Origin of the sequence: Micrococcus sp. 116, assembly GCF_902506395.1 — a bacterium.
GTDB lineage: Bacteria > Actinomycetota > Actinomycetes > Actinomycetales > Micrococcaceae > Micrococcus > Micrococcus luteus.
Window position 1 is genome coordinate 1,621,382 of record NZ_LR732370.1, and the last position, 18,403, is coordinate 1,639,784.

Annotated in this window: 18 protein-coding genes and 1 pseudogene; 6 read left to right on the top strand and 13 right to left on the bottom strand. The window is 72.8% G+C overall.

Going from position 1 to position 18,403, the window contains the following annotated elements; genetic code table 11:
• Positions 1-19 precede the first annotated feature (19 nt).
• Positions 20-892 carry a 1,4-dihydroxy-2-naphthoate polyprenyltransferase gene (locus CITRIK5_RS07530; RefSeq protein WP_020627262.1) on the top strand — a complete coding sequence of 291 codons (873 nt, stop codon included), beginning with the start codon at positions 20-22 and terminating at the stop codon, positions 890-892.
• A 60-nt stretch (positions 893-952) separates the two neighbouring features.
• On the opposite strand, the gene CITRIK5_RS07535 is transcribed toward CITRIK5_RS07530, so the two are convergent.
• Entirely contained in the window at positions 953-1,228 is a 276-nt protein-coding gene (locus CITRIK5_RS07535; RefSeq protein WP_010080315.1) for a DUF4229 domain-containing protein, read from the bottom strand.
• A gap of 65 nt (positions 1,229-1,293) precedes the next feature.
• Here CITRIK5_RS07535 and CITRIK5_RS07540 point away from each other — a divergent pair, with 65 nt between their 5' ends.
• Positions 1,294-1,698, top strand: a complete 405-nt coding sequence (locus tag CITRIK5_RS07540; protein ID WP_020627263.1) for a PLDc N-terminal domain-containing protein — start codon at positions 1,294-1,296, stop codon at positions 1,696-1,698.
• Positions 1,699-1,713: 15 nt separating this feature from the next.
• On the opposite strand, the gene ccsB is transcribed toward CITRIK5_RS07540, so the two are convergent.
• From ccsB to CITRIK5_RS07565, 5 genes and pseudogenes are all read right to left on the bottom strand, one after another.
• Complete coding sequence (ccsB, locus tag CITRIK5_RS07545; protein WP_060973988.1) at positions 1,714-2,814, bottom strand: c-type cytochrome biogenesis protein CcsB; 1,101 nt, start codon at positions 2,812-2,814, stop codon at positions 1,714-1,716.
• Positions 2,813-4,507 (bottom strand): annotated as a pseudogene (locus CITRIK5_RS07550) (cytochrome c biogenesis protein ResB); the annotation flags it as partial. The pseudogene CITRIK5_RS07550 and the gene ccsB, both read right to left, overlap by 2 nt.
• Positions 4,504-5,259: a cytochrome c biogenesis CcdA family protein gene (locus CITRIK5_RS07555; RefSeq protein WP_036334702.1), complete on the bottom strand. Its 756-nt coding sequence runs from the start codon at positions 5,257-5,259 to the stop codon at positions 4,504-4,506. The gene CITRIK5_RS07555 and the pseudogene CITRIK5_RS07550, both read right to left, overlap by 4 nt.
• Positions 5,260-5,275: 16 nt before the next feature.
• Positions 5,276-5,887: a TlpA disulfide reductase family protein gene (locus tag CITRIK5_RS07560; protein WP_060973677.1), complete on the bottom strand. Its 612-nt coding sequence runs from the start codon at positions 5,885-5,887 to the stop codon at positions 5,276-5,278.
• A gap of 153 nt (positions 5,888-6,040) precedes the next feature.
• Entirely contained in the window at positions 6,041-6,715 is a 675-nt protein-coding gene (locus CITRIK5_RS07565; RefSeq protein WP_002856340.1) for a histidine phosphatase family protein, read from the bottom strand.
• Between the two features lie 125 nt (positions 6,716-6,840).
• Between CITRIK5_RS07565 and CITRIK5_RS07570 the strand changes: the two genes are divergently transcribed.
• Positions 6,841-7,581 (top strand): hypothetical protein, encoded by a 741-nt coding sequence (locus CITRIK5_RS07570; RefSeq protein ID WP_002856339.1) that lies wholly within the window; start codon positions 6,841-6,843, stop codon positions 7,579-7,581.
• 6 nt (positions 7,582-7,587) lie between these two features.
• Here the strand turns inward: CITRIK5_RS07570 and CITRIK5_RS07575 are convergent, their stop codons facing one another.
• The 3 genes from CITRIK5_RS07575 to CITRIK5_RS07585 all read right to left on the bottom strand — a co-directional run bounded on the left by CITRIK5_RS07575 (position 7,588) and on the right by CITRIK5_RS07585 (position 9,467).
• The gene (locus tag CITRIK5_RS07575; protein ID WP_002856337.1) at positions 7,588-7,857 is read right to left on the bottom strand and encodes a glutaredoxin family protein; all 270 of its coding nucleotides are present in this window, start codon (positions 7,855-7,857) and stop codon (positions 7,588-7,590) included.
• A 94-nt stretch (positions 7,858-7,951) separates the two neighbouring features.
• Positions 7,952-8,050 (bottom strand): 30S ribosomal protein bS22, encoded by a 99-nt coding sequence (locus CITRIK5_RS07580; protein ID WP_005504750.1) that lies wholly within the window; start codon positions 8,048-8,050, stop codon positions 7,952-7,954.
• Between the two features lie 163 nt (positions 8,051-8,213).
• Positions 8,214-9,467, bottom strand: coding sequence for an acetoin utilization protein AcuC (locus CITRIK5_RS07585; RefSeq protein ID WP_002856333.1), 1,254 nt, complete (start codon positions 9,465-9,467; stop codon positions 8,214-8,216).
• A 136-nt stretch (positions 9,468-9,603) separates the two neighbouring features.
• Here CITRIK5_RS07585 and CITRIK5_RS07590 point away from each other — a divergent pair, with 136 nt between their 5' ends.
• Together CITRIK5_RS07590 and CITRIK5_RS07595 are read left to right on the top strand one after the other, a co-directional pair.
• Entirely contained in the window at positions 9,604-11,079 is a 1,476-nt protein-coding gene (locus tag CITRIK5_RS07590) for a TrkH family potassium uptake protein (protein WP_002856331.1), read from the top strand.
• The gene (locus CITRIK5_RS07595; protein WP_002856329.1) at positions 11,072-11,749 is read left to right on the top strand and encodes a TrkA family potassium uptake protein; all 678 of its coding nucleotides are present in this window, start codon (positions 11,072-11,074) and stop codon (positions 11,747-11,749) included. Before CITRIK5_RS07590 ends, CITRIK5_RS07595 begins: the two co-directional genes overlap by 8 nt.
• A 15-nt stretch (positions 11,750-11,764) precedes the next feature.
• Here CITRIK5_RS07595 and proC read toward each other — a convergent pair whose 3' ends face one another.
• From proC to topA, 4 genes are read right to left on the bottom strand one after another with little or no spacing between them, the layout of a single operon-like run.
• Positions 11,765-12,595 (bottom strand): pyrroline-5-carboxylate reductase, encoded by an 831-nt coding sequence (gene proC / locus CITRIK5_RS07600; protein WP_060974113.1) that lies wholly within the window; start codon positions 12,593-12,595, stop codon positions 11,765-11,767.
• The gene (locus CITRIK5_RS07605) at positions 12,592-13,479 is read right to left on the bottom strand and encodes a sugar phosphate isomerase/epimerase (protein ID WP_060974114.1); all 888 of its coding nucleotides are present in this window, start codon (positions 13,477-13,479) and stop codon (positions 12,592-12,594) included. Before CITRIK5_RS07605 ends, proC begins: the two co-directional genes overlap by 4 nt.
• A gap of 2 nt (positions 13,480-13,481) precedes the next feature.
• Positions 13,482-14,504 carry an exopolyphosphatase gene (locus tag CITRIK5_RS07610; protein WP_036341216.1) on the bottom strand — a complete coding sequence of 341 codons (1,023 nt, stop codon included), beginning with the start codon at positions 14,502-14,504 and terminating at the stop codon, positions 13,482-13,484.
• A 5-nt stretch (positions 14,505-14,509) separates the two neighbouring features.
• Positions 14,510-17,344, bottom strand: a complete 2,835-nt coding sequence (topA, locus tag CITRIK5_RS07615; protein WP_123244262.1) for a type I DNA topoisomerase — start codon at positions 17,342-17,344, stop codon at positions 14,510-14,512.
• A 401-nt stretch (positions 17,345-17,745) separates the two neighbouring features.
• On the opposite strand from topA, the gene CITRIK5_RS07620 reads away from it, so the two are divergent.
• Complete coding sequence (locus CITRIK5_RS07620) at positions 17,746-18,393, top strand: hypothetical protein (RefSeq protein WP_230594486.1); 648 nt, start codon at positions 17,746-17,748, stop codon at positions 18,391-18,393.
• The last annotated feature ends 10 nt before the right edge of the window (positions 18,394-18,403 follow it).

The following is an 18,403-nucleotide window of genomic DNA, read 5'->3' on the forward strand; positions in this document are numbered from 1 at the left end:
CCAGGAGGAACCCCCGCCCATGGCCGCCACGCTCTCCCAGTGGGTCGCCGCCGCGCGCCTACGCACGCTGCCCATGGCGATCGCCCCCGTGATCGTCGGTTCGGCCGCCGCCGCGGAGCTCGGCTCCTTCCACCTCGGCGCGGCGCTGCTGGCCCTCGTGGTGTCGCTCGCCCTGCAGATCGGCGTGAACTACGCCAACGACTACTCGGACGGGATCCGCGGCACCGACGACGACCGCGTCGGCCCCTTCCGGCTCACCGTCTCCGGGCTCGTGCCCGCGGCCCAGGTGAAGCAGGCGGCCTTCGCGTTCTTCGGCCTCGCCGGGCTGGCCGGCCTGGGGCTCATCCTGCTCTCGGGGCACTGGTGGTTCCTGCTGGTCGGCGTCGCCTGCGTGCTGGCCGCGTGGTTCTACACCGGCGGGAAGCGGCCGTACGGGTACCTCGGCCTCGGTGAGGTGTTCGTGTTCGTGTTCTTCGGGCTCGTGGCCGTCCTCGGCACCACGTACACCCAGGCCGACACCGTGAGCGGCCTGGCCTGGGCCGGCGCGATCGGCTGCGGGCTGATCTCCACGGCCCTGCTCATGGTCAACAACATCCGGGACATCCCCACGGACCGCGAGGTCGGGAAGATGACGCTGGCCGCCCGCCTGGGCGACGGGCCGGCGCGGGCGTCCTACGGCGTCATGCTGGCCGTCGCCCTGCTGCTGCCGCTGTTCTGGGTGGCGGCGCACCCGGGGCTGCTGCTCGTGCCGATCGGCGGCCTGCTCGCGATCCGGCCGATCCGCACGGTGCTGCGCGCCGACGACCGCCGGGCGCTGATCCCGGTGCTGCGCGCGACCGGCGTGATCGGGATCGTCTACGCGATCACGTTCACCCTCGGCGCGCTGCTCTGAGCCGCACGGGATGACGGCGGCGTCGGCGGCGGCGGCATCCGCCCCGTCGCCCCGCGGGGCTCACTCGCGGAACCGGCCCTCGGTGTAGGCGTCCTCGGCGTCCGCATCGGCGGTCTCGGTGCGGCCCCGGCGGCCCGGGCGGCCCTCCCACGCGGCGGACAGGTCCTCGGTGGCCCCCGTGCGCAGGCGACCGAGGAAGAGGTAGCTGACCGCGAACGTCAGGATCGTGGCCGCGATCACCCCGAAGATCATCCCGAGGTCCATCACGTAGTAGAACAGCGCCCACAGGGCGACGAAGACGACCACGCGGACCAGACCGTAGAAGAAGATGCGCACCGGTCCATCCTACGAGGACGGACGGCCCGTCCGCCGACCCCACAGCCCGCGCCTAGACTGGCGGGATGGGCCGCTTCATCATCCCCGCCGCGATCATCCTCGCCGGACTGACCCTCTACGCGCTGTTCGAGGCGCTGCTGACCCCCGCCCGCGAGGTGCGCAGCCTGCCGAAGACGGCGTGGGTGGCGGTCATCGTGCTCGTGCCGCTCGTGGGGCCGCTGCTGTGGCTGCTGCTCGGGCGCGCCCGCCCGGCCGGCGCGGGCGGACGGGCCGCACCCCGGCCCTCCGGAGCCCCGGACGACGACGAGGCGTTCCTGCGCAGCCTGCGCGTGCAGCGCCGCCAGGACGCCCGTGAGCAGGACCTGGACCGCCGCGAGGCCGAGCTGCGCGCCCGCGAGGAGGAGCTGCGCCGTCGTCGGGAGCAGGGCGACGACGACGCCGACCCGGAGGGCGACGGGCCGCGCGCCTGAGGGGCCCCGCCGGACTCAGCCGGGCAGACCCGCGTACGAGTGCAGGCCCGGGAAGTACGTGTTGACGATCGTGTAGTTGAACACGATGCACAGGAAGCCCACGATGCTCAGCCAGGCCGCGCGGGCACCGGTCCAGCCGCGGGTGGCCCGGGCGTGCAGGTACGCCGCGTAGACCACCCAGATCACGAAGGACCAGACCTCCTTGGTGTCCCAGTTCCAGTAGCGGCCCCACGCGGCCTCGGCCCAGATGGCGCCGGCGATCACGGTGAACGTCCACATCACGAAGGCGATCGCGTTGAGGCGGTAGGACCAGTTCTCGAGCCCCTGCGCGGCCGGCACGAGGCGCAGGAACGCCCACGAGCGCTCGCCCGCCGCAGCGCGCTTCTCCGCGCGGTCCTGCAGCAGCTGCAGCACGGACATCGCGGCGGTCAGCGCGAACAGCGAGCTGGCAAGCACGGCGATGGATACGTGGATGACGAGCCACGGCGTCTGCAGCGGCGGCTGGAGGTGGCCCACCGGCGTCGGGAAGCCCATGGTGGCCGCGCACATCATCGCCACGACGATGCCGGTGACGAACGTGCCCACGAAGCGCAGATCCTTGCGCAGGAGGAACAGCAGGTAGACGGTCGTGATCACGAGCGCGCCCGTGGTCATGAACTCGTACAGGTTGCCCCACGGCACGCGGGAGGCGGCGAGGCCGCGGGCGACGACGGCGAACGCGTGCAGCGCCCAGCCGACGGCCAGCACGGCCACCGCCACGTTGGCGACCGGGCGGCGGCCGCCGCCCGTGTAGTCCATGTCCTCGTCCACGAGGGCGCCGTCCGCGTCGACGCCGCGCTCGGCGGCGCCGGTCGGACGGGCCGCGTCGGAGGCGCTCGCGCCGACCGCCGTGGACCCGCCGACGGCGACCCCCACGGTCTCGCGGGCCGGAGCGGTGCGCACCTGCCCGCGCTGGGCCGCGAGGTCGGCCTCGAGGCGGCGGATGGTGGCCGAGGCGGTGGCCATGTCGATGGTGAACAGGATGAACGCCGCCGCGTACACGAGCGCGGCGATGAGCATGAAGAGGTCGCTGTACAGCGCCAGCTGCTCGTTCACGGGGGCCGTGGGGTTGAACACTGTCAGTCTCCTGATCGGGCGTCGGCGAGGTGTATAAGAGCCAGGTGGGGGTGGACTGGGGGGCGGCACCGGCCGCGGCGTCGTCGGCCGTCTCGGTGGCGGCGACGATGGGCCACCACTTCTCCATGGCGGCGCGCAGGGCCACGTGCTCCTCGTGGAGACCGAACTCCTCGCCGCGGGCGAGCAGCGCGTACTCCACGCGGGTGCGGCCGTCGTCGTCGGTGCGGGCACGCACCCACACGCGGCGACGGCGGACGAACAGACTGATCGCCAGGCCGAGCAGGGCGGTGCCGGCGAACACGCCGACGCCCCACTTGCCCGGGTCGTAGTGGATGTCCAGGCCGACGTAGCGGCGGACGCCGTCGAAGCTGATGGAGCCCTTGCCCTCGGGCAGCTCATACGTCTGGCCCGGGCTGAGCACGATGCCGCCGTTCTCGTTGGTGCGGCTGTTGAGCTCGGTGAGGGATGCGGTGTCCAGCACGTACACGTTCTGCGGGCGGCCGGTGTCCAGGCCGAGGTCCCCGTAGTACGAGTTCAGCTGCAGCTCCGGGTTGAGCAGCTCGGGGTCGGCCGAGAAGGCGGCGCCCTTCTCGTCCTCCACCGCCGTGGGCAGGAAGAAGCCGACGAAGCCCAGCTGGTCCGGCCGCGCGTCGGGGACCTTGATGGTGGCCTGCGAGCCGTAGTTCTGGTCGAACACGCGGGTGACCACGGGGCCCTGGAAGGCCACGTCCCCGGCGCCGTCGCGGATGGTCACCACGGGCGCGTAGCCGTTGCCCACGAGGTAGACGCGCACGCCGTCGATGTCCAGCGGCTGGTTGACCTTGAGGATCTGGCGCTGGAGCTCGGCCTCGCTGCCCTCGCGGACCTCCATCACGGCGGTGTAGTCCAGCGGCTGGCCGTAGTGGGTCTCGGACTCGCGGTCGAACACGGCGTCGAAGGAGTCGAGGGTGAGGGAGAACGGCTGGAGGTCGTCCGCGCTGAAGTAGGTGCCGGGGGTGAAGGAGTCGTAGGCCACGAGGTTGTTGGCGAAGCCCTCGCCCTCCACGATGATCTTCTGCCCGCCGTACTTGGTCATGCCGCCGTAGGCCATGAACACGAGCACGCCGATCAGCGAGACGTGGAACAGGATGTTGCCGATCTCGCGCAGGTATCCGCGCTCGGCGCCCACGGACGCGCCGCCGGCCTCGGGGCGGTGCTCCACGCGGTAGCGGCGCTTGCGCAGCCACGCCTGGGCTCTGGCCACGGCCTCCTCGGGGCTCGGGCCGCCCTCCTCGAGGACGACGACGCCGGAGGCCGGCAGGCGCGTCAGGTTGCGGGGGGTGCGGGCCGGGGGCTGGCGCAGGGCCTTGGCGTGCTGGATGGCGCGCGGCCACACGCAGCCCACGAGGGAGACGAACAGCAGCAGGTAGATGGCCGAGAACCAGACGGAGTTGTAGACGTCGAAGAACTGCAGGGCGTCCAGGACGGGGCCCCACACGGGGTTGTCCTCGATCCACTGGTCCACGATCTCGGGGCCGGCACGGCGCTGGGGCACGAGGGAGCCGGGCACGGCGGCGACGGCGAGCAGGAGCAGCAGCATGAGCGCGGTGCTCATGCTGGTCAGCTGGGTCCAGATCCAGCGCAGGGTGCCCGCCAGGCCGAGGCGCGGCAGGGTGACGGGCTCGGAGCGCGTCCGGGCGGCCTTGGAGCTCACAGGGGCATCTCCCATTCGTTGGCGAACCACAGCTGCAGCTGCGTGGTCCAGGCGGTCCAGACGCCGGTGACCATGAGCAGGCCCAGCGCGATCAGCAGGGCGCCGCCGAGGCGCATGATCAGCACGCGGTGCCGCGTGAAGAACCCGACCGCCCGCATGCCGCGCTCCATGCCGAGGGCCATGAGCACGAACGGCAGGCCCAGGCCGAGGCAGTAGAGGAAGGCGAGCAGGGCGCCGCGGCCCACGGAGCCGGAGCTGGCCGTGGACATGGCCAGGACGGCGGCCATGGTGGGGCCGATGCACGGCGCCCAGCCCAGGCCGAAGGTCATGCCCAGCAGGGGCGCGCCGACCAGGCCGGCGGCGGGCTTGAAGTGGACGCGGCGCTCCTGCTGAAGCCGGCCGCCGCCGCCGAGGAACACGAGGCCCATGAGCATCACGAGCACGCCGAGCACGGGGGTGACCCAGGCGCCGTCGCGCCGCAGCCAGACCATGGCCTGGGTGAACACCACGGTGATGCCCACGAACACCACGGCGAACCCGAGCACGAACAGCACGGAGCCGAGCACGAGGCGCCCGCGGCGGCGGCTGGTGAGCACGTCCCCGCCGAGGCCGGTGACGTACCCGAGGTAGCCGGGCACGAGCGGCAGCACGCACGGGGAGAGGAAGGAGATCAGGCCGGCCAGCACGGCGATCGGCGCGGCCAGCAGCAGGGAGCCGTCGAGGGCGATCTCGGCGAAGGGGTTGCTCTGCATGGACACGGCGGCCGGGTCAGGCCGCGGCCTCGTCCACCACTGTGGTGAGCAGGGCGCGCAGGGTGGACTCCTCCACGGCGCCGAGCACGCGGGCGGCCACGCGGCCCTCGACGTCCAGGACGAGGGTGGAGGGCACGGCCTGCGGGGGCACGTAGTCGGTCATGTTCAGGAGCACGTCCCCGCGGGCGTCCTCGATGGACGGGTAGGGGATCTCGAAGGTGCGCTCGAAGGCCTGCGCGGTGGTGACGGTGTCCCGGACGTTCACGCCGAGGAACCGCACCCCCTGCGGGGCGAACTGCTCGTGCAGGGCCACGAGGTGGGGGGCCTCCACGCGGCACGGGGCGCATGCGGCGTACCAGAAGTTCAGCAGGGCCGGGGCGCCGCGCAGGCTCGCGCCGGTCACGGGGGTGCCGTCGAAGAGCTCGGCGGCGAACTCCACGGGGGCGCCGCGCTCGGCGGGGGCGATCTCCAGGACGGAGCCGTCGCCGGCGATGTAGTTCTTGCCGTCCGCGTTGCCGGCCTGCTGCGTCAGCGAGTCGTCCCCCGAGCACGCCGCGAGGACGGGCGCGAGGCCGAGCAGCGAGAGGCCGGTCAGCACGGTGCGACGGGACGGACGGGGGGTCTGCATGGCGGGCTGCCTTCCAGGGGACGCGCGGGGCTGGATTCCGGGGACCTGGGGAGTCTACTGTCCGCCCCGCATTCTGACTGAACCCTGGACGTCACACCCCCACCCCGTGGGAGGCCACGGACGGCGTCGTCGACGCCGGCCGCCGTCGGGGCCTCAGGCGCCCGGCAGGGAGGAGGCGTCCTTCAGCAGGGCCTGGTTCGGCTCGCGGTACTCGACGCGCGGCACCCTGCGCCCTTCCTCGTACACGAGCGAGGTCACGGAGGTCAGCGAGCACTCACGCCGGCGCGGGTCGTGCCACAGCGGACGGCCCTCGACGGCCAGGCGCGTCACCCAGATCGGCAGCTGGTGCGAGACGAGCACGGACTCGGCGCCGGGCCCGTCGGCGGCCACGGTCTCGCCGCGGAGCCGGTCGACGACGGCCAGCATCCGGGCGGCCTGCGCGCGGTACGGCTCGCCCCAGGACGGGCGCAGGGGATTGCGCAGCCGGGGCCACAGCCGCGGGTTCCGCTTCAGCGACGCCGCCACCTGGGACATGCCCTCGAAGGCGTTCTCCGCCTCGATCAGGTCCGGCTCGGTGACCAGCGGCAGGTCGAACGCGGCCGCGATGGGCGCGGCGGTCTGCTGCGCGCGGGTCAGCGGGGAGGCGGCGACGACGGCGGGCGCCCGGCCGGTCTGCGCGGCGCGCTCCTCGAACCACGCGGCCACGCCCCGGGCCATCTCGTGGCCGAGCTCCGAGAGCCCGAACTCCGGCAAGCGGCCGTAGAGGACACGATCGGGGTTGTGGACTTCTCCGTGGCGGACCAGGTGGACGGTGGCGAGCGTCTGCATGGGGCAAGTCTGGCAGAGGCGGACCGGTGGCCCCGGCGGTAGCGTGGGGCACAGCTCGGCGCGACCGCGCCGCCACCCCCGTCCGCACCGAGGCGCCGCGAGCGTCGGCGTCGCTAGGAGGCCCCATGTCCGGCACCTCGCCCACCGATCCCCACGGCAGCCAGAACCCGTACGGCTCCGACCCGTACGGCGCCGCCCCGCAGGGGCCGACCCCGGGCTCCCCCGACCCGTCGGGCGCGAGCCCGTACGGCCAGAACCCCTACGGCGCACCGCCGGCGGCTCCGTACGGAGCCCCGGGCCAGGCGGGGATGCCCCAGGCCCCCTCCCCCCACGGCCCGGCCGGCTGGCAGTCTCCCGGCCCGGTCGAGCTGCCCCCGCGGCCGCGTTCCCTGACGGCCGCGTTCTGGCTGATCGTCTCGGGCGGCCTCCTGCTGCTGGCGACGACCCTGCTGGCGGCCTTCGCCATCACCCAGCCGGAGGGCCAGGCCGCGATCCAGCAGGAGCTGGACCGGTCCGTCGAGCAGATGAATCTGCCCGCCGACCAGGCGGAGCAGATGCGCGCCATGACGGACGGGATGCTTCCGGCCCTCGCCACGACGGCGGCCGTGTTCGGCGTGCTCGCGTTCCTCGTCTACCTGTGGGTGGCGTTCGCGATCCGCGGCGGCTCGCGCGCCGCGCGCATCGTCGGAACGGTGCTGGCGTCCTTGTCCGTGCTGGTGCTGGTCTCCAACGCGGTGATGGGGGCGTTCAGCTCGCTGGACCTGGTGTGGGTGGGCCTCGGCGTCGCCGGCATCGTGCTCGCCTACCGCCCGGACGCCACGGAGTACATGCGGCTGAAGGCCTGGCAGCGCTTCGCGCGCCGCTGAGCCCGCTCAGGCCCGCGGGGCGTCCAGGAGCCGGCCCAGGCGGGCCGGGTCCACGCGCCAGAAGTCGCGCTGGACGCCGTCGACGAACAGCACGGGCACCTCGTCCGCGAACCGCTCGAGCAGGGCCGGGTGCGCGGCGCCGTCGACGGCCTCCCAGGCCTCGCCCCGCGCGTCGCACACCTGCGCCACCGTGGCCTCGGCGTCGGCGCACAGGTGGCAGCCGGGCTTCACGAGCAGCTGGACGCGGGCGGTGGCGGCGGGCAGGTCGGCGGTCATGGCCCCCACTCTACGGATCGCCGTCCACGACGAAGCCGCCGCCCCCGGAAGGGGACGGCGGCTTCGTCTCGTCAGCGCCCGGAGGGCGCGGGCGTCACTTCTTGTTGCGACGCTGGTGACGGGTCTTGCGAAGCAGCTTGCGGTGCTTCTTCTTCGACATGCGCTTGCGGCGCTTCTTGATCACAGATCCCATGGGGACTCCTTGAATCGGGGCGAGGGTCGGCGGTCGTGGGACCGCAGGCATCCGGGGCGCCGGACACGCCGACCCGCATTCCACCGGATGTGGAACGCCTGGAAACGTTCTCGGCCACAATACCGGCCGCACGGGCCGCGGTCGAACCGGGACGCGGGCCGTCTCAGTCGAACCAGGGGTCCAGCCCGTGCAGCGGGAACACCTCGCGGCGCGTGGCCATGATCGACTGGTCCACCGGGTCGGCCGGGTCGTAGCCCACCTCCCACGAGCGCCACCACACATCCGCGTCCTCGCCCATCACGGTGGGGATCCGCTCGGCGTCGTCCCCCTCGTGCACGGACATGTCCCCGGTCAGCTCGTCCGCGGTGAGGGTCCGGACGTGCTCGATCCAGGCGGCGGGGATCTCGCTCTTCACCGGGATCGGGGTCTGCAGGACGGCGGCGGTCAGGTGGGCCCACGCGCGCGGCACCACCCGCAGCGGGTTGTAGCCGCCGCCCCCGGTGGCCAGCCACCGGCCGTGCGCGAACCGGTCGGCCCAGTCGCCGACGTCGAACGCGAGCTGGCGCTGGCCGTCCACGCTCAGCCGCAGGTCGGCGAGCGGGTCCGTGCGGTGACCGTCGCAGCCGTGCTGGCTGACCAGCACGTCCGGGGCGAACGCCTGCAGCAGCGGGGGGACCACGGCGTGGGCGGCGCGCAGGAAGCCGGCGTCGCCGGTGCGCGGGGGCAGCGCGACGTTCACCGCTGTGCCCTGAGCGGCCGAGCCGCCGATCTCGTTGGCGAAGCCCGTGCCCGGGAACAGGCTGATGCCCGTCTCGTGCAGGGAGATGGTGAGCACGCGGGGGTCGTCGTAGAAGATCGACTGCGTGCCGTCGCCGTGGTGCGCGTCCACGTCGACGTAGGCGACGCGCTCCGCGCCGAGGTCCAGCAGGCGCTGGATGGCCACGGCGCAGTCGTTGTAGATGCAGAACCCGGACGCCGAGGACCGGGCGGCGTGGTGCATGCCGCCGGCGAAGTTCACGGCGCGGTCCACCTCGCCGGACCAGATCGCCTCCGCGGCGACGAGGGAGCCGCCCGCGATCCGGGCGGCGGACTCGTGCAGGTCCGGGAACACGGGACAGTCCTCGGTGCCCAGGCCGAAGCAGCCGTCCTCGTCCGACGACGTCGCCGCGGCCCGGCGCACGGCGGCGACGTACTCGGGATCGTGGACGAGGGCGAGCTGCTCGTCCGTGGCCACGGGCGGCTCCACGATCCGCACGTGGGGCGCGTCCAGCAGGCCGAACGCCTCCACGAGCCGGTGCGTGAGGTCCAGCCGCAGGGGCGCCATCGGGTGCTCCGCGCTGAACCGGTAGCGGAGCAGGCTGGAGTCCCACACCACAGCGGCGGGGGTGGGAGCGGGAGGGGTGGACGTGGTGCTCATCACGGTCCAGCCTAGGGCTCCGGGCGGCACGGTGGCGACGAGCGCCTCGGATGTCTCACCCACGTGACGCGCGGGCCTCAGGGGCGCGCGATACTGGGAGCCGGTCCGTTCCCCGTCCCCGTGCAGGAGGTGCCCCGTGGCAGGTCCCCGTCCGACCCCGCACGCCCGCCGCCACGGCGGGGTGCGCCGGCCCGGCGGACTCCCCCGGCCCGGCCAGGCCTCCACGCTGGAGTCCTCGACCGACCTGCGCACGGCGCTGCGGCGCTCGGGCCGTGCCGTCAGCTCGGTGGTGGGCGGCTCCCCGGCCCGCGCCGCCCTCTCCGCCTTCGCCCTCATGGCCCTGGTGTTCACCGGGCTCCTCGCCCTGCCGTGGGCCGCGGCGGACGGCCACGCCACCCCCCTGCACGACGCCATGTTCACCGCGGTCTCCGCCTTCTCCGTGACCGGTCTGACCACCGTCAACACGGCCGAGCACTGGTCCCCCGCGGGCCAGGTGATCATCCTCGTGGCCATCCAGATCGGCGGCCTGGGCATCCTCTCGATGGCCTCGCTGCTCACGTTGGCCGTCTCCCGGCATCTGGGCCTGAGGTCGAAGCTGGCGACGCAGCAGGCGGGCATGACCTCCGGCAGTCTCGGCGAGGTCGGCCAGCTGCTGCGCGTCGTCGTCGTGACGGTGCTGACCGCCGAGGCCGCGCTGGCGCTCGTCCTCGTGCCGCGGTTCGCGGCCATCTCCGGCTCGTGGCTCACCGGCCTGTGGCACGGTGTCTTCTACTCGGTCAGCGCCTTCAACAACGCGGGGTTCACCCTGCACGTGGACGGCCTGCCGGAGATCATGCACGACCCGGTGGTCATCACGGTGCTCGGCGTCGGCGTGTTCCTCGGCGCGCTCGGCTTCCCCGTGGTCATGGTGCTGCTGGAGAAGGGGTGGCGGTTCCGGGAGTGGAACCTGCACACCAAGCTCACGGTCGAGGTGACGCTGGCCCTGCTGGTGCTCGGCGCCGTCGCCCTCTTCTTCTTCGAGGCGGGCAACCCGGCGACCCAGGCCGGCATGGGCTTCTGGCAGCGGGTCGGGCACTCCCTGTTCGGCTCCGTGATGACCCGCTCCGGAGGCTTCGCGATCGACGACACGAACGCGCACCAGCCCGAGTCCCTGCTGCTCATGGACGCGCTGATGTTCGTGGGCGGTGGGTCCGCCTCCACCGCGGGCGGCATCAAGGTGACCACGCTGGCGATCATGTTCCTCGCGATCGTGGCGGAGGCGCGCGGCGACCGCGAGGTGACGGCGCACGGCCGCACGATCGCCCCCGAGTCCCTGCGCGTGGCCATCGCGGTGCTCGCACTCGGGGCCACCCTCGTGCTCGTGGCCACTCTGGCGCTGGTGCACATCACCGACGAGTCCCTCCAGCGGCCCCTGTTCGAGGTGATCTCCGCGTTCGGCACGTGCGGGCTCTCCGTGGGCGTCTCCGCGGAGAGCCCACCGGCCGGCAAGTACGTCCTGACGGCCATGATGTTCGCGGGCCGCGTTGGTACGATCACGTTCGCCGCCGCCCTCGCCCTGCGCCAGCGGCGCGTGCTCTACCGCTACCCCGTCGAGAGGCCGGTCATTGGCTGACACCCCGCAGCGCACCGATCCCAACGCCCCCGTGCTCGTCGTGGGGCTGGGCCGCTTCGGCGCCGCCACGGCCGAGGAGCTCGTCGCACAGGGGCGCGAGGTGCTCGCCGTCGAGCGGGACCCCGTCCTCGTGCAGCGCTACGCCCCCTCGCTGACCCACGTGGTGGAGGCGGACGCCACCGACTCCGAGGCCCTGCGCCAGCTCGGTGCGCAGGACTTCTCGACGGCGGTGGTCGGCGTGGGCACCTCCATCGAGGCATCGGTGCTGATCACCGTGAACCTCGTGGACCTGGAGATCCCGCACATCTGGGTGAAGGCGATCAGCGAGGCGCACGGCACGATCCTCAAGCGGATCGGGGCGAACCATGTGATCTTCCCGGAGCACGACGCCGGCGTGCGCGCCGCCCACCTCGTGAACGGGCGCATGCTCGACTTCATCGAGTTCGACGACGACTTCGCGATCGTGAAGATGTACCCGCCGGCCGAGTGCGTGGGCTTCACGCTCGCCGAGTCCCACGTGCGCTCCAAGTACGGCGTGACCGTGGTGGGTGTGAAGACCCCGGGCGAGGACTTCACCTACGCCCAGCCGGACACCCGGGTGGGCCCGCGCGACACCCTCATCGTCTCGGGCCACACCGACCTCATCGACCGGTTCGCCGCCCGGCCCTGAGGCACGCCGGAGCCGTCAGGCCCCGAACTCCTCGGCCATCTCCTTGTCGCGCTGCGCGGCCGCGTCCATGGCACGGTTCACGAGGTCGCCCATGCCGCCGTCCAGGAACGCCTCCACGGCCTTCTCGGTGGTGCCGTTCGGGCTCATCACGGCCTTGCGCAGAGCCTCGGCCCTGGCCCCCTCCTGCTGGAGCATGATGCCGGCGCCCTTGACGGTGGCCGCGGCCATGGCCTCGGCGGAGGCGGCGTCCAGTCCCATCTCCGCACCGTGGGCGGCGATCAGCTCGGCCAGCAGGAACACGTAGGCCGGGGCGGAGCCGGCGGTGGCCACCACGGCGGAGAGCTGCTCCTCGGCCACCGGCACCACCAGGCCGGAGCCCTCGAAGAGAGCGCGCACGGCGGTGGTCTGCTCCTCGGTGACGCCCGGCCCGGGGGCCACGCCCACGACGCCGGAGCCCACCGTCAGGGGCGTGTTCGGCATGGTCCGCACGATCGGCTGCCCCGCCGGCAGCACGGCGGCCATGGTCGCGGCGGTGACGCCGGCTGCCACGGACACCACCACGGTCTCGGGGCGCAGCGACGGCGCCAGGTCCGTGAGGGTGGCGACCATGTCCTTCGGCTTCACGCCCACCAGGACGATGTCCGCCTCAGCGACCGCGGCATGGTTGGCGCGTTCGTCCCGCTCCTGGGAGGTCACGGTGACGCCGTGCTGCGCGGCGGCCTTCTCGGCGGAGGCGGCGGAGCGGGTGGTGGCGGTGACGTCCTCGGCGCGCACGGCGCCGGCGTCGAGGGCTCCGGCGAGGATCGCGCCGGTCATGGTGCCCAGGCCCAGGATGGTCAGCTTCATGGTCGGTCCGTCTCCTTCGTGGTCGGGCGCGGAACGCCGTCGTCGTCGTGGTGGTCGGTCCCGCCGGCGGCCAGGTGCTCGCGCGCGAAGGCGAGCGAGGCGGCCAGCTTCTCCTCGCGCTGGCCCGCGTACTCCACGCCGCGGGTGCCCACCTCCACGCACACCGCACCGGCCAGGCCCTCGGCCGCCAGGTGGCGCAGGGTCTCGGCCACGCGCTGCGTGCCCTCGCCGGGGAGCAGGTGGTCGTCCTTGCCGGAGTCGTTGCCGTCGGTGAGGTGGACGTGCCGCAGCCGCGGGCCGAGCTCGCGGACGGCCGCCAGGGAGTCCGCCCGCGCGATGGCCGCGTGGGAGAAGTCCCAGCAGATGTGCTCGTACGGCTCGGGCAGCGGGTTCCAGTGCGGCAGGTACATCTTGGCCTCGCGGCCGTAGGCCCGCCACGGGTACATGTTCTCCACCGCGATCACCACGCCGGTCTCCGCCATGAGCTCATGGATGCCCTCGGCGAAGCGCACCGCGTACGTGCCCTGCCAGCGGAACGGCGGGTGGGCGACCACGGTGGCCGCACCCACGGCCTGCGCCAGCTCCACGGAGCGGCGGATCTTGGACCACGCGGAGCCCCAGACCTGCTGCGTGAACAGCAGGGTGGGGGCGTGGATGGAGTCGATGGGCATCCCGTGACGCTCGGACAGCCGCGTCAGCCGCCGCGCGTCCTGGCTCCACGCGTTGTGCGTGACCATGACCTCCACGCCGTCGTAGCCGAGGTCCTCGGCGGTGGCGAACACGTCCTGGGTGCCCAGGGGGAACACGGACGAGGAGGACAGGGTCACGGGGATGTCCGCGCCGAAGCGCGCCGCGGGGGCCAGGTGCGCGGTGGCGTCCGCCATGCTCAGCGCACCCCCAGGCTCAGTCCCGGCAGGAGGGTGTCCGGGTTGAGGTTCACGTGGCCGACGCCGGGCCGGCCGTCCCGGGTGAGGTGGCCCTCGAGCATGAGCGCGTCGAGGCGGTTGAGGATCAGGCCCTCGCGCAGCGCCCACGGGCAGATCTCGAGCTGGGCGATGCCGAACGTGCGCATGGCCGTCAGCGCGACGATCGCCCCCGCGAACACCTGGTGCGCGCGCACGTCCGAGACGCCGGGCAGCTCCGCCCGCTCCGCGACGGTCATCGCCGCGAGGCGGTTCACCCACAGGTGCAGGTCGTCCGCGCGCAGGTGCCGCTTCACGAAGGGGCCCGCCGCCGACGGCGCCGCCCCGGTGATCCGGGCGAGGGAGCGGAACGTCTTCGAGGTGGCGGTGACCACCACGGGCGACTCGATGCGCGGGAAGGCCGTATACGCCTCCTCGAGTCGCTTCTCCACGTGCTTGCGGAGCTTCTTCACCGCCTTGGGGCTGGGCGGGTCCTCGAGCACCCAGTCGCGGGTGAGGCGGCCGGCGCCCAGCGGCAGGGACAGGGCGTGCGAGGGCAGCTCGTCCTGGCCGTAGGCGATCTCGAAGGAGCCGCCGCCGATGTCGAAGTTCAGGATGGAGCCGGCGCCCCAGCCCTGCCAGCGGCGCACGGCGAAGTACGTCATGGCCGACTCCTGGTCCCCCGTGAGCTCGGAGAGGTGCACACCGGTCTCGGCCTGCACGCGGGCCAGCACGGCGGCGCCGTTCGCGGACTCGCGGATCGCCGAGGTGCAGAACGAGATCATGTCCTCCGCCCGATGCTCCTCCGCGAACGCGGCGGCCTCACGGACGAAGTCCACGAGCTCCCGCTGTCCCTCCTCCGTGATCGCCCCGTCGGCGTCCTGGTAGCGGATCAGCGGAAGGGAGCGCTTGTGCTCCGCGTAGGCGACGGGGCGGGCCCCCGGGTGGGCGTCCACGAGCAGCAGGTGGACGGTGTTGGACCCGATGTCCAGGACGCCGAGGCGCATGGCGCTCAGGCCTTCTTCCGCGCGGTGGTCTTCTTGGCCGGGACCTTGCGCGCCGCCGGCTTCTTGGCACCGCCGCGGGTGGCCGGGCCCTTGGCGCGCTTGTCCGCGAGCAGCTGGTAGGCCTCCTCCGCCGTGAGCTCCTCGGGCTGGCGGCCGCGCGGGACGGTGATGTTGGTGACGCCGTCCGTGATGTACGGGCCGAAGCGGCCCTCCTTCACAGTGACCTTCTTGCCGGAGACCGGGTCCTCGCCGAACTCGGCCAGCGGCGGCTTGGCGGCCCCGCGGCCACGCTGCTTCGGCTGGGCGTAGATCTCGAGGGCCTGCTCCTGCGTGATGCTGAAGATCTGGTCCTCGGACTCGAGCGAGCGCGAGTCCGAGCCCTTCTTCAGGTAGGGCCCGAAGCGGCCGTTCTGGGCGGTGATGACCTCGCCCTCGGCGTCCGCGCCCACGACGCGCGGCAGGGACATCAGCTGCAGCGCCTGCTCGAGGGTCACGGTGTCCACGGACATGCTCGTGAAGAGGGAGCCGGTGCGGGGCTTCTCCTTGGCCGGCTTCTTCTTCGGCTTGGGCTTGCCGTTCTTGTAGTACTCGGTGGGCTGGGCGTCGAGCCAGGCCTGCAGCTCCTCCTCGGTCATCTCGGGGATGACCTCGGTGACGTAGGGCCCGTAGCGCCCGTCCTTGGCGACGATGGTCCGGCCCGTCTCCGGGTCCGTGCCGAGCTCGCGCTCGGAGGGCTGGGCGGTGGCGAACAGCTCCTCGGCCTTGGCCGGGGTGAGCTCGTCCGGGGCCAGGTCCTCGGGGACGTTGGCGCGCGGCGGGGTGGCGCCCGCCTCCGCGTCGGCCGGCAGCGACCGCTCCAGGTACGGACCGTACTGGCCCACCCGCAGGGTGATGTCCTCGGTGATCGGCAGCGAGTTCACGGCCCGCGCGTCGATCTCGCCGAGGTTGTCCACCACGTGCTTGAGGCCCTCGACGCCCTTCTCCGTCTCCGCGGCGGGGGCCCCGAAGTAGAAGGTCTGCAGCCAGGCCTCGCGGCCGAGTTCGCCCGCGGCGATCCGGTCGAGGTCGTCCTCCATGCGGGCCGTGAAGTCGTAGTCCACGTACTTCGCGAAGTAGTCCTCGAGCAGGCCGATCACCGCGAACGCGGTCCACGACGGGACGAGCGCGGTGCCGCGCTTGGACACGTAGCCGCGGTCCATGATCGTGGAGATCGTCGGGGCGTACGTGGAGGGACGCCCGATCTCGCGGCGCTCCAGCTCGGCGACGATCGACGCCTCGGTGTAGCGGGCCGGCGGGGAGGTCTCGTGCCCGGTGGCCTCGATCGGGTCACCGGTGAGGCGCTCGCCCTGGGCCACCTGCGGCAGTCGGCGGTCCTTGGCCTCCGCGTTCTCGCCGTCGACCTCGGCGTCCCGACCCTCCTCGTACGCGTCGAGGAAGCCCTTGAACGTGATGACCGTGCCCGAGGCGCTGAACTGCGCGAGGCGGCCGTCCTGCGCGGTGGCCGAGAGCCGCAGCGTGGCGGTGTAGCCCTTGGCGTCGGCCATCTGCGAGGCCACGGTGCGCTTCCAGATCAGCTCGTACAGGCGGAACTCGTCCGGGCGCAGCTCGGCCTTGACCTGGGCCGGGGTCCGGAAGGAGTCCCCCGCGGGCCGGATGGCCTCGTGGGCCTCCTGCGCGGTCTCGTTGCGCTTGGCGTAGACGCGCGGCTGGGCCGGCACGGCGTCCGCCCCGTAGAGCTCGGTGGCCTGGCGCCGGGCGGCCTGCACGGCCTCCTGCGAGAGGTTCACCGAGTCCGTGCGCATGTACGTGATGTAGCCGTTCTCGTACAGGCGCTGGGCCACCTGCATGGAGACGCGGGAGCTCATGCGGAGCTTGCGGGCGGCCTCCTGCTGCAGCGTGGAGGTGGTGAAGGGGGCGGCCGGGCGGCGGGTGTACGGCTTGTCCTCCACCGAGTCGACCGTGAAGTCCGCTCCGCGCAGACCCTCGGCCAGCGAGCGGGCGCCGGCCTCGTCCAGGTGGGTCACCTTCTTGCCGGCGGAGGCCTTGAGCCGCCCGGTGTCGTCGAAGTCGCGGCCCGTGGCCACGCGCTCGCCGTCCACCGTGCTGAGGCGGGCCGTGAACGAGCTGCCCACGGCGTCCGCGGCCTGCGCGCCCTCGGCGACGGTGAAGGTGCCCTCCACGCCCCAGTACTGCGCGGAGACGAAGGCCATGCGCTCGCGCTCGCGCTCGACGACGAGGCGGGTGGCCACGGACTGCACACGGCCCGCGGAGAGGCCGCGGGAGACCTTGCGCCACAGCACCGGGGAGAGCTCGTAGCCGAAGAGCCGGTCGAGGATGCGGCGCGTCTCCTGGGCGTCCACGAGGGCCGTGTCCAGCTCACGGATGTTCTCCAGGCCTCGGCGCACGCCCTCCTCGGTGATCTCGCCGAAGGTCATCCGGTACACCGGCACCGTGGGCTTGAGGGTGTCCAGCAGGTGCCAGGCGATGGCCTCGCCCTCGCGGTCCGCATCCGTGGCGAGGTAGAGGGCCTCGGCGTCCTTGAGCTCGCGCTTGAGCTCCGTGACCTTCTTCTTCTTGTCCGGGTGCACCACGTAGTACGGGGTGAAGCCGTGCTCCGTGTCCACGGCGAACTTGCCGAACGGGCCCTTCTTCATGTCCGCCGGCAGGTCCGAGGGCTTGGGGAGGTCGCGGATGTGCCCCACGGAGGAGTCCACCACCCAGCCGGAGCCCACCGCGTTGAGGTACTTCGCGATGGACTTGCTCTTGGCCGGGGACTCCACGATGACCAGCTTCTTGCCCTCGGGCACGGAAGCGGTCACGGAAGCGGGGGTAGTGGACAACGGGTCCTCCTGGGACGGGATGGCTGCGGGTCCGGGGCCGACGCGAGCCGACCCGTGTCCGCCGGGGGCGGACGTCCCCACATCGTAGGGCGCGCTGACCACGATAACGCCCGGAGCCTGACAGGCCCCTGGGCGGGCCCCGTCCGCCGGACACGGGCTCGGGTCCTCCTGCCCGCCTCCGGACACTCAGCCTATGCTCAGGCCATGCATCCTCGTCGGTCCCGCGCCACGTCCCACACGGTCCAGGGTGCTGTCCACGTCGCCCGGTCCGCAGGCTCCGGCCTCAGGCCTGTGGGTCCGGAGAAGGACACGTCGGGCTCGGGCACGTACTGCCACCACCACGGCGACAACCGCAAGCCCGAAGGCGTCCACGCGTTCGACGGCGTGGCCGGGCAGGAGAGGTGTTGACGGCCCCGGGGTCGACGGCGGACCTCGTCCGCCGCTGGGAGTCCGCGGCTCGGCCGAACCCCACGGCGACGGACGTGGGCTCCCTGCTGGAGAAGTGCTACCGCGCGAGACCTCTGGCACGCGAGATCCTCTCGGGCGGCCATCTGCAGCACGACGAGGAGCTGCGCAACCACACGGAGAAGCTCCTGTGGACGGTCACGGACACCGTCACCCTGCTGCACTTCGCCCGGCACGCCTTCGGCTCCCTCGATGCGTATCTCCTGCACCTCGAGTCGGAGCGGGAGGACGCGGACGCGGCAGCCGAGTGGGACGAGGGCGCCGAGCGTGCCGACGTCGCCTACTGGACAGGGCTGGAGAGTCAGGTCCCCCAGGAGGACCACCCCTACGGGCTGGTCCTCACCCAGCACGCACTGGGTCAGCGCGTCACCGCGATCCTCGAGGTCGAGGACGGGGCGGTGACCGGCTTCACGGTGGAGGGCGTGCTCGGGCAGATGGTGGACGAGCACCTCGAGGGACTCGTGGGCTTCCCCGAGCCGGACCCGGACTTCGGCGAGGCCGTGCCGGTGATGCGCCGCGGGGATCCCGACGACGAGATGTTCGTGCGCCATCTGCGCCACGCTGCGCGGCTCGGCTTGATCTGAGATGTGGGCC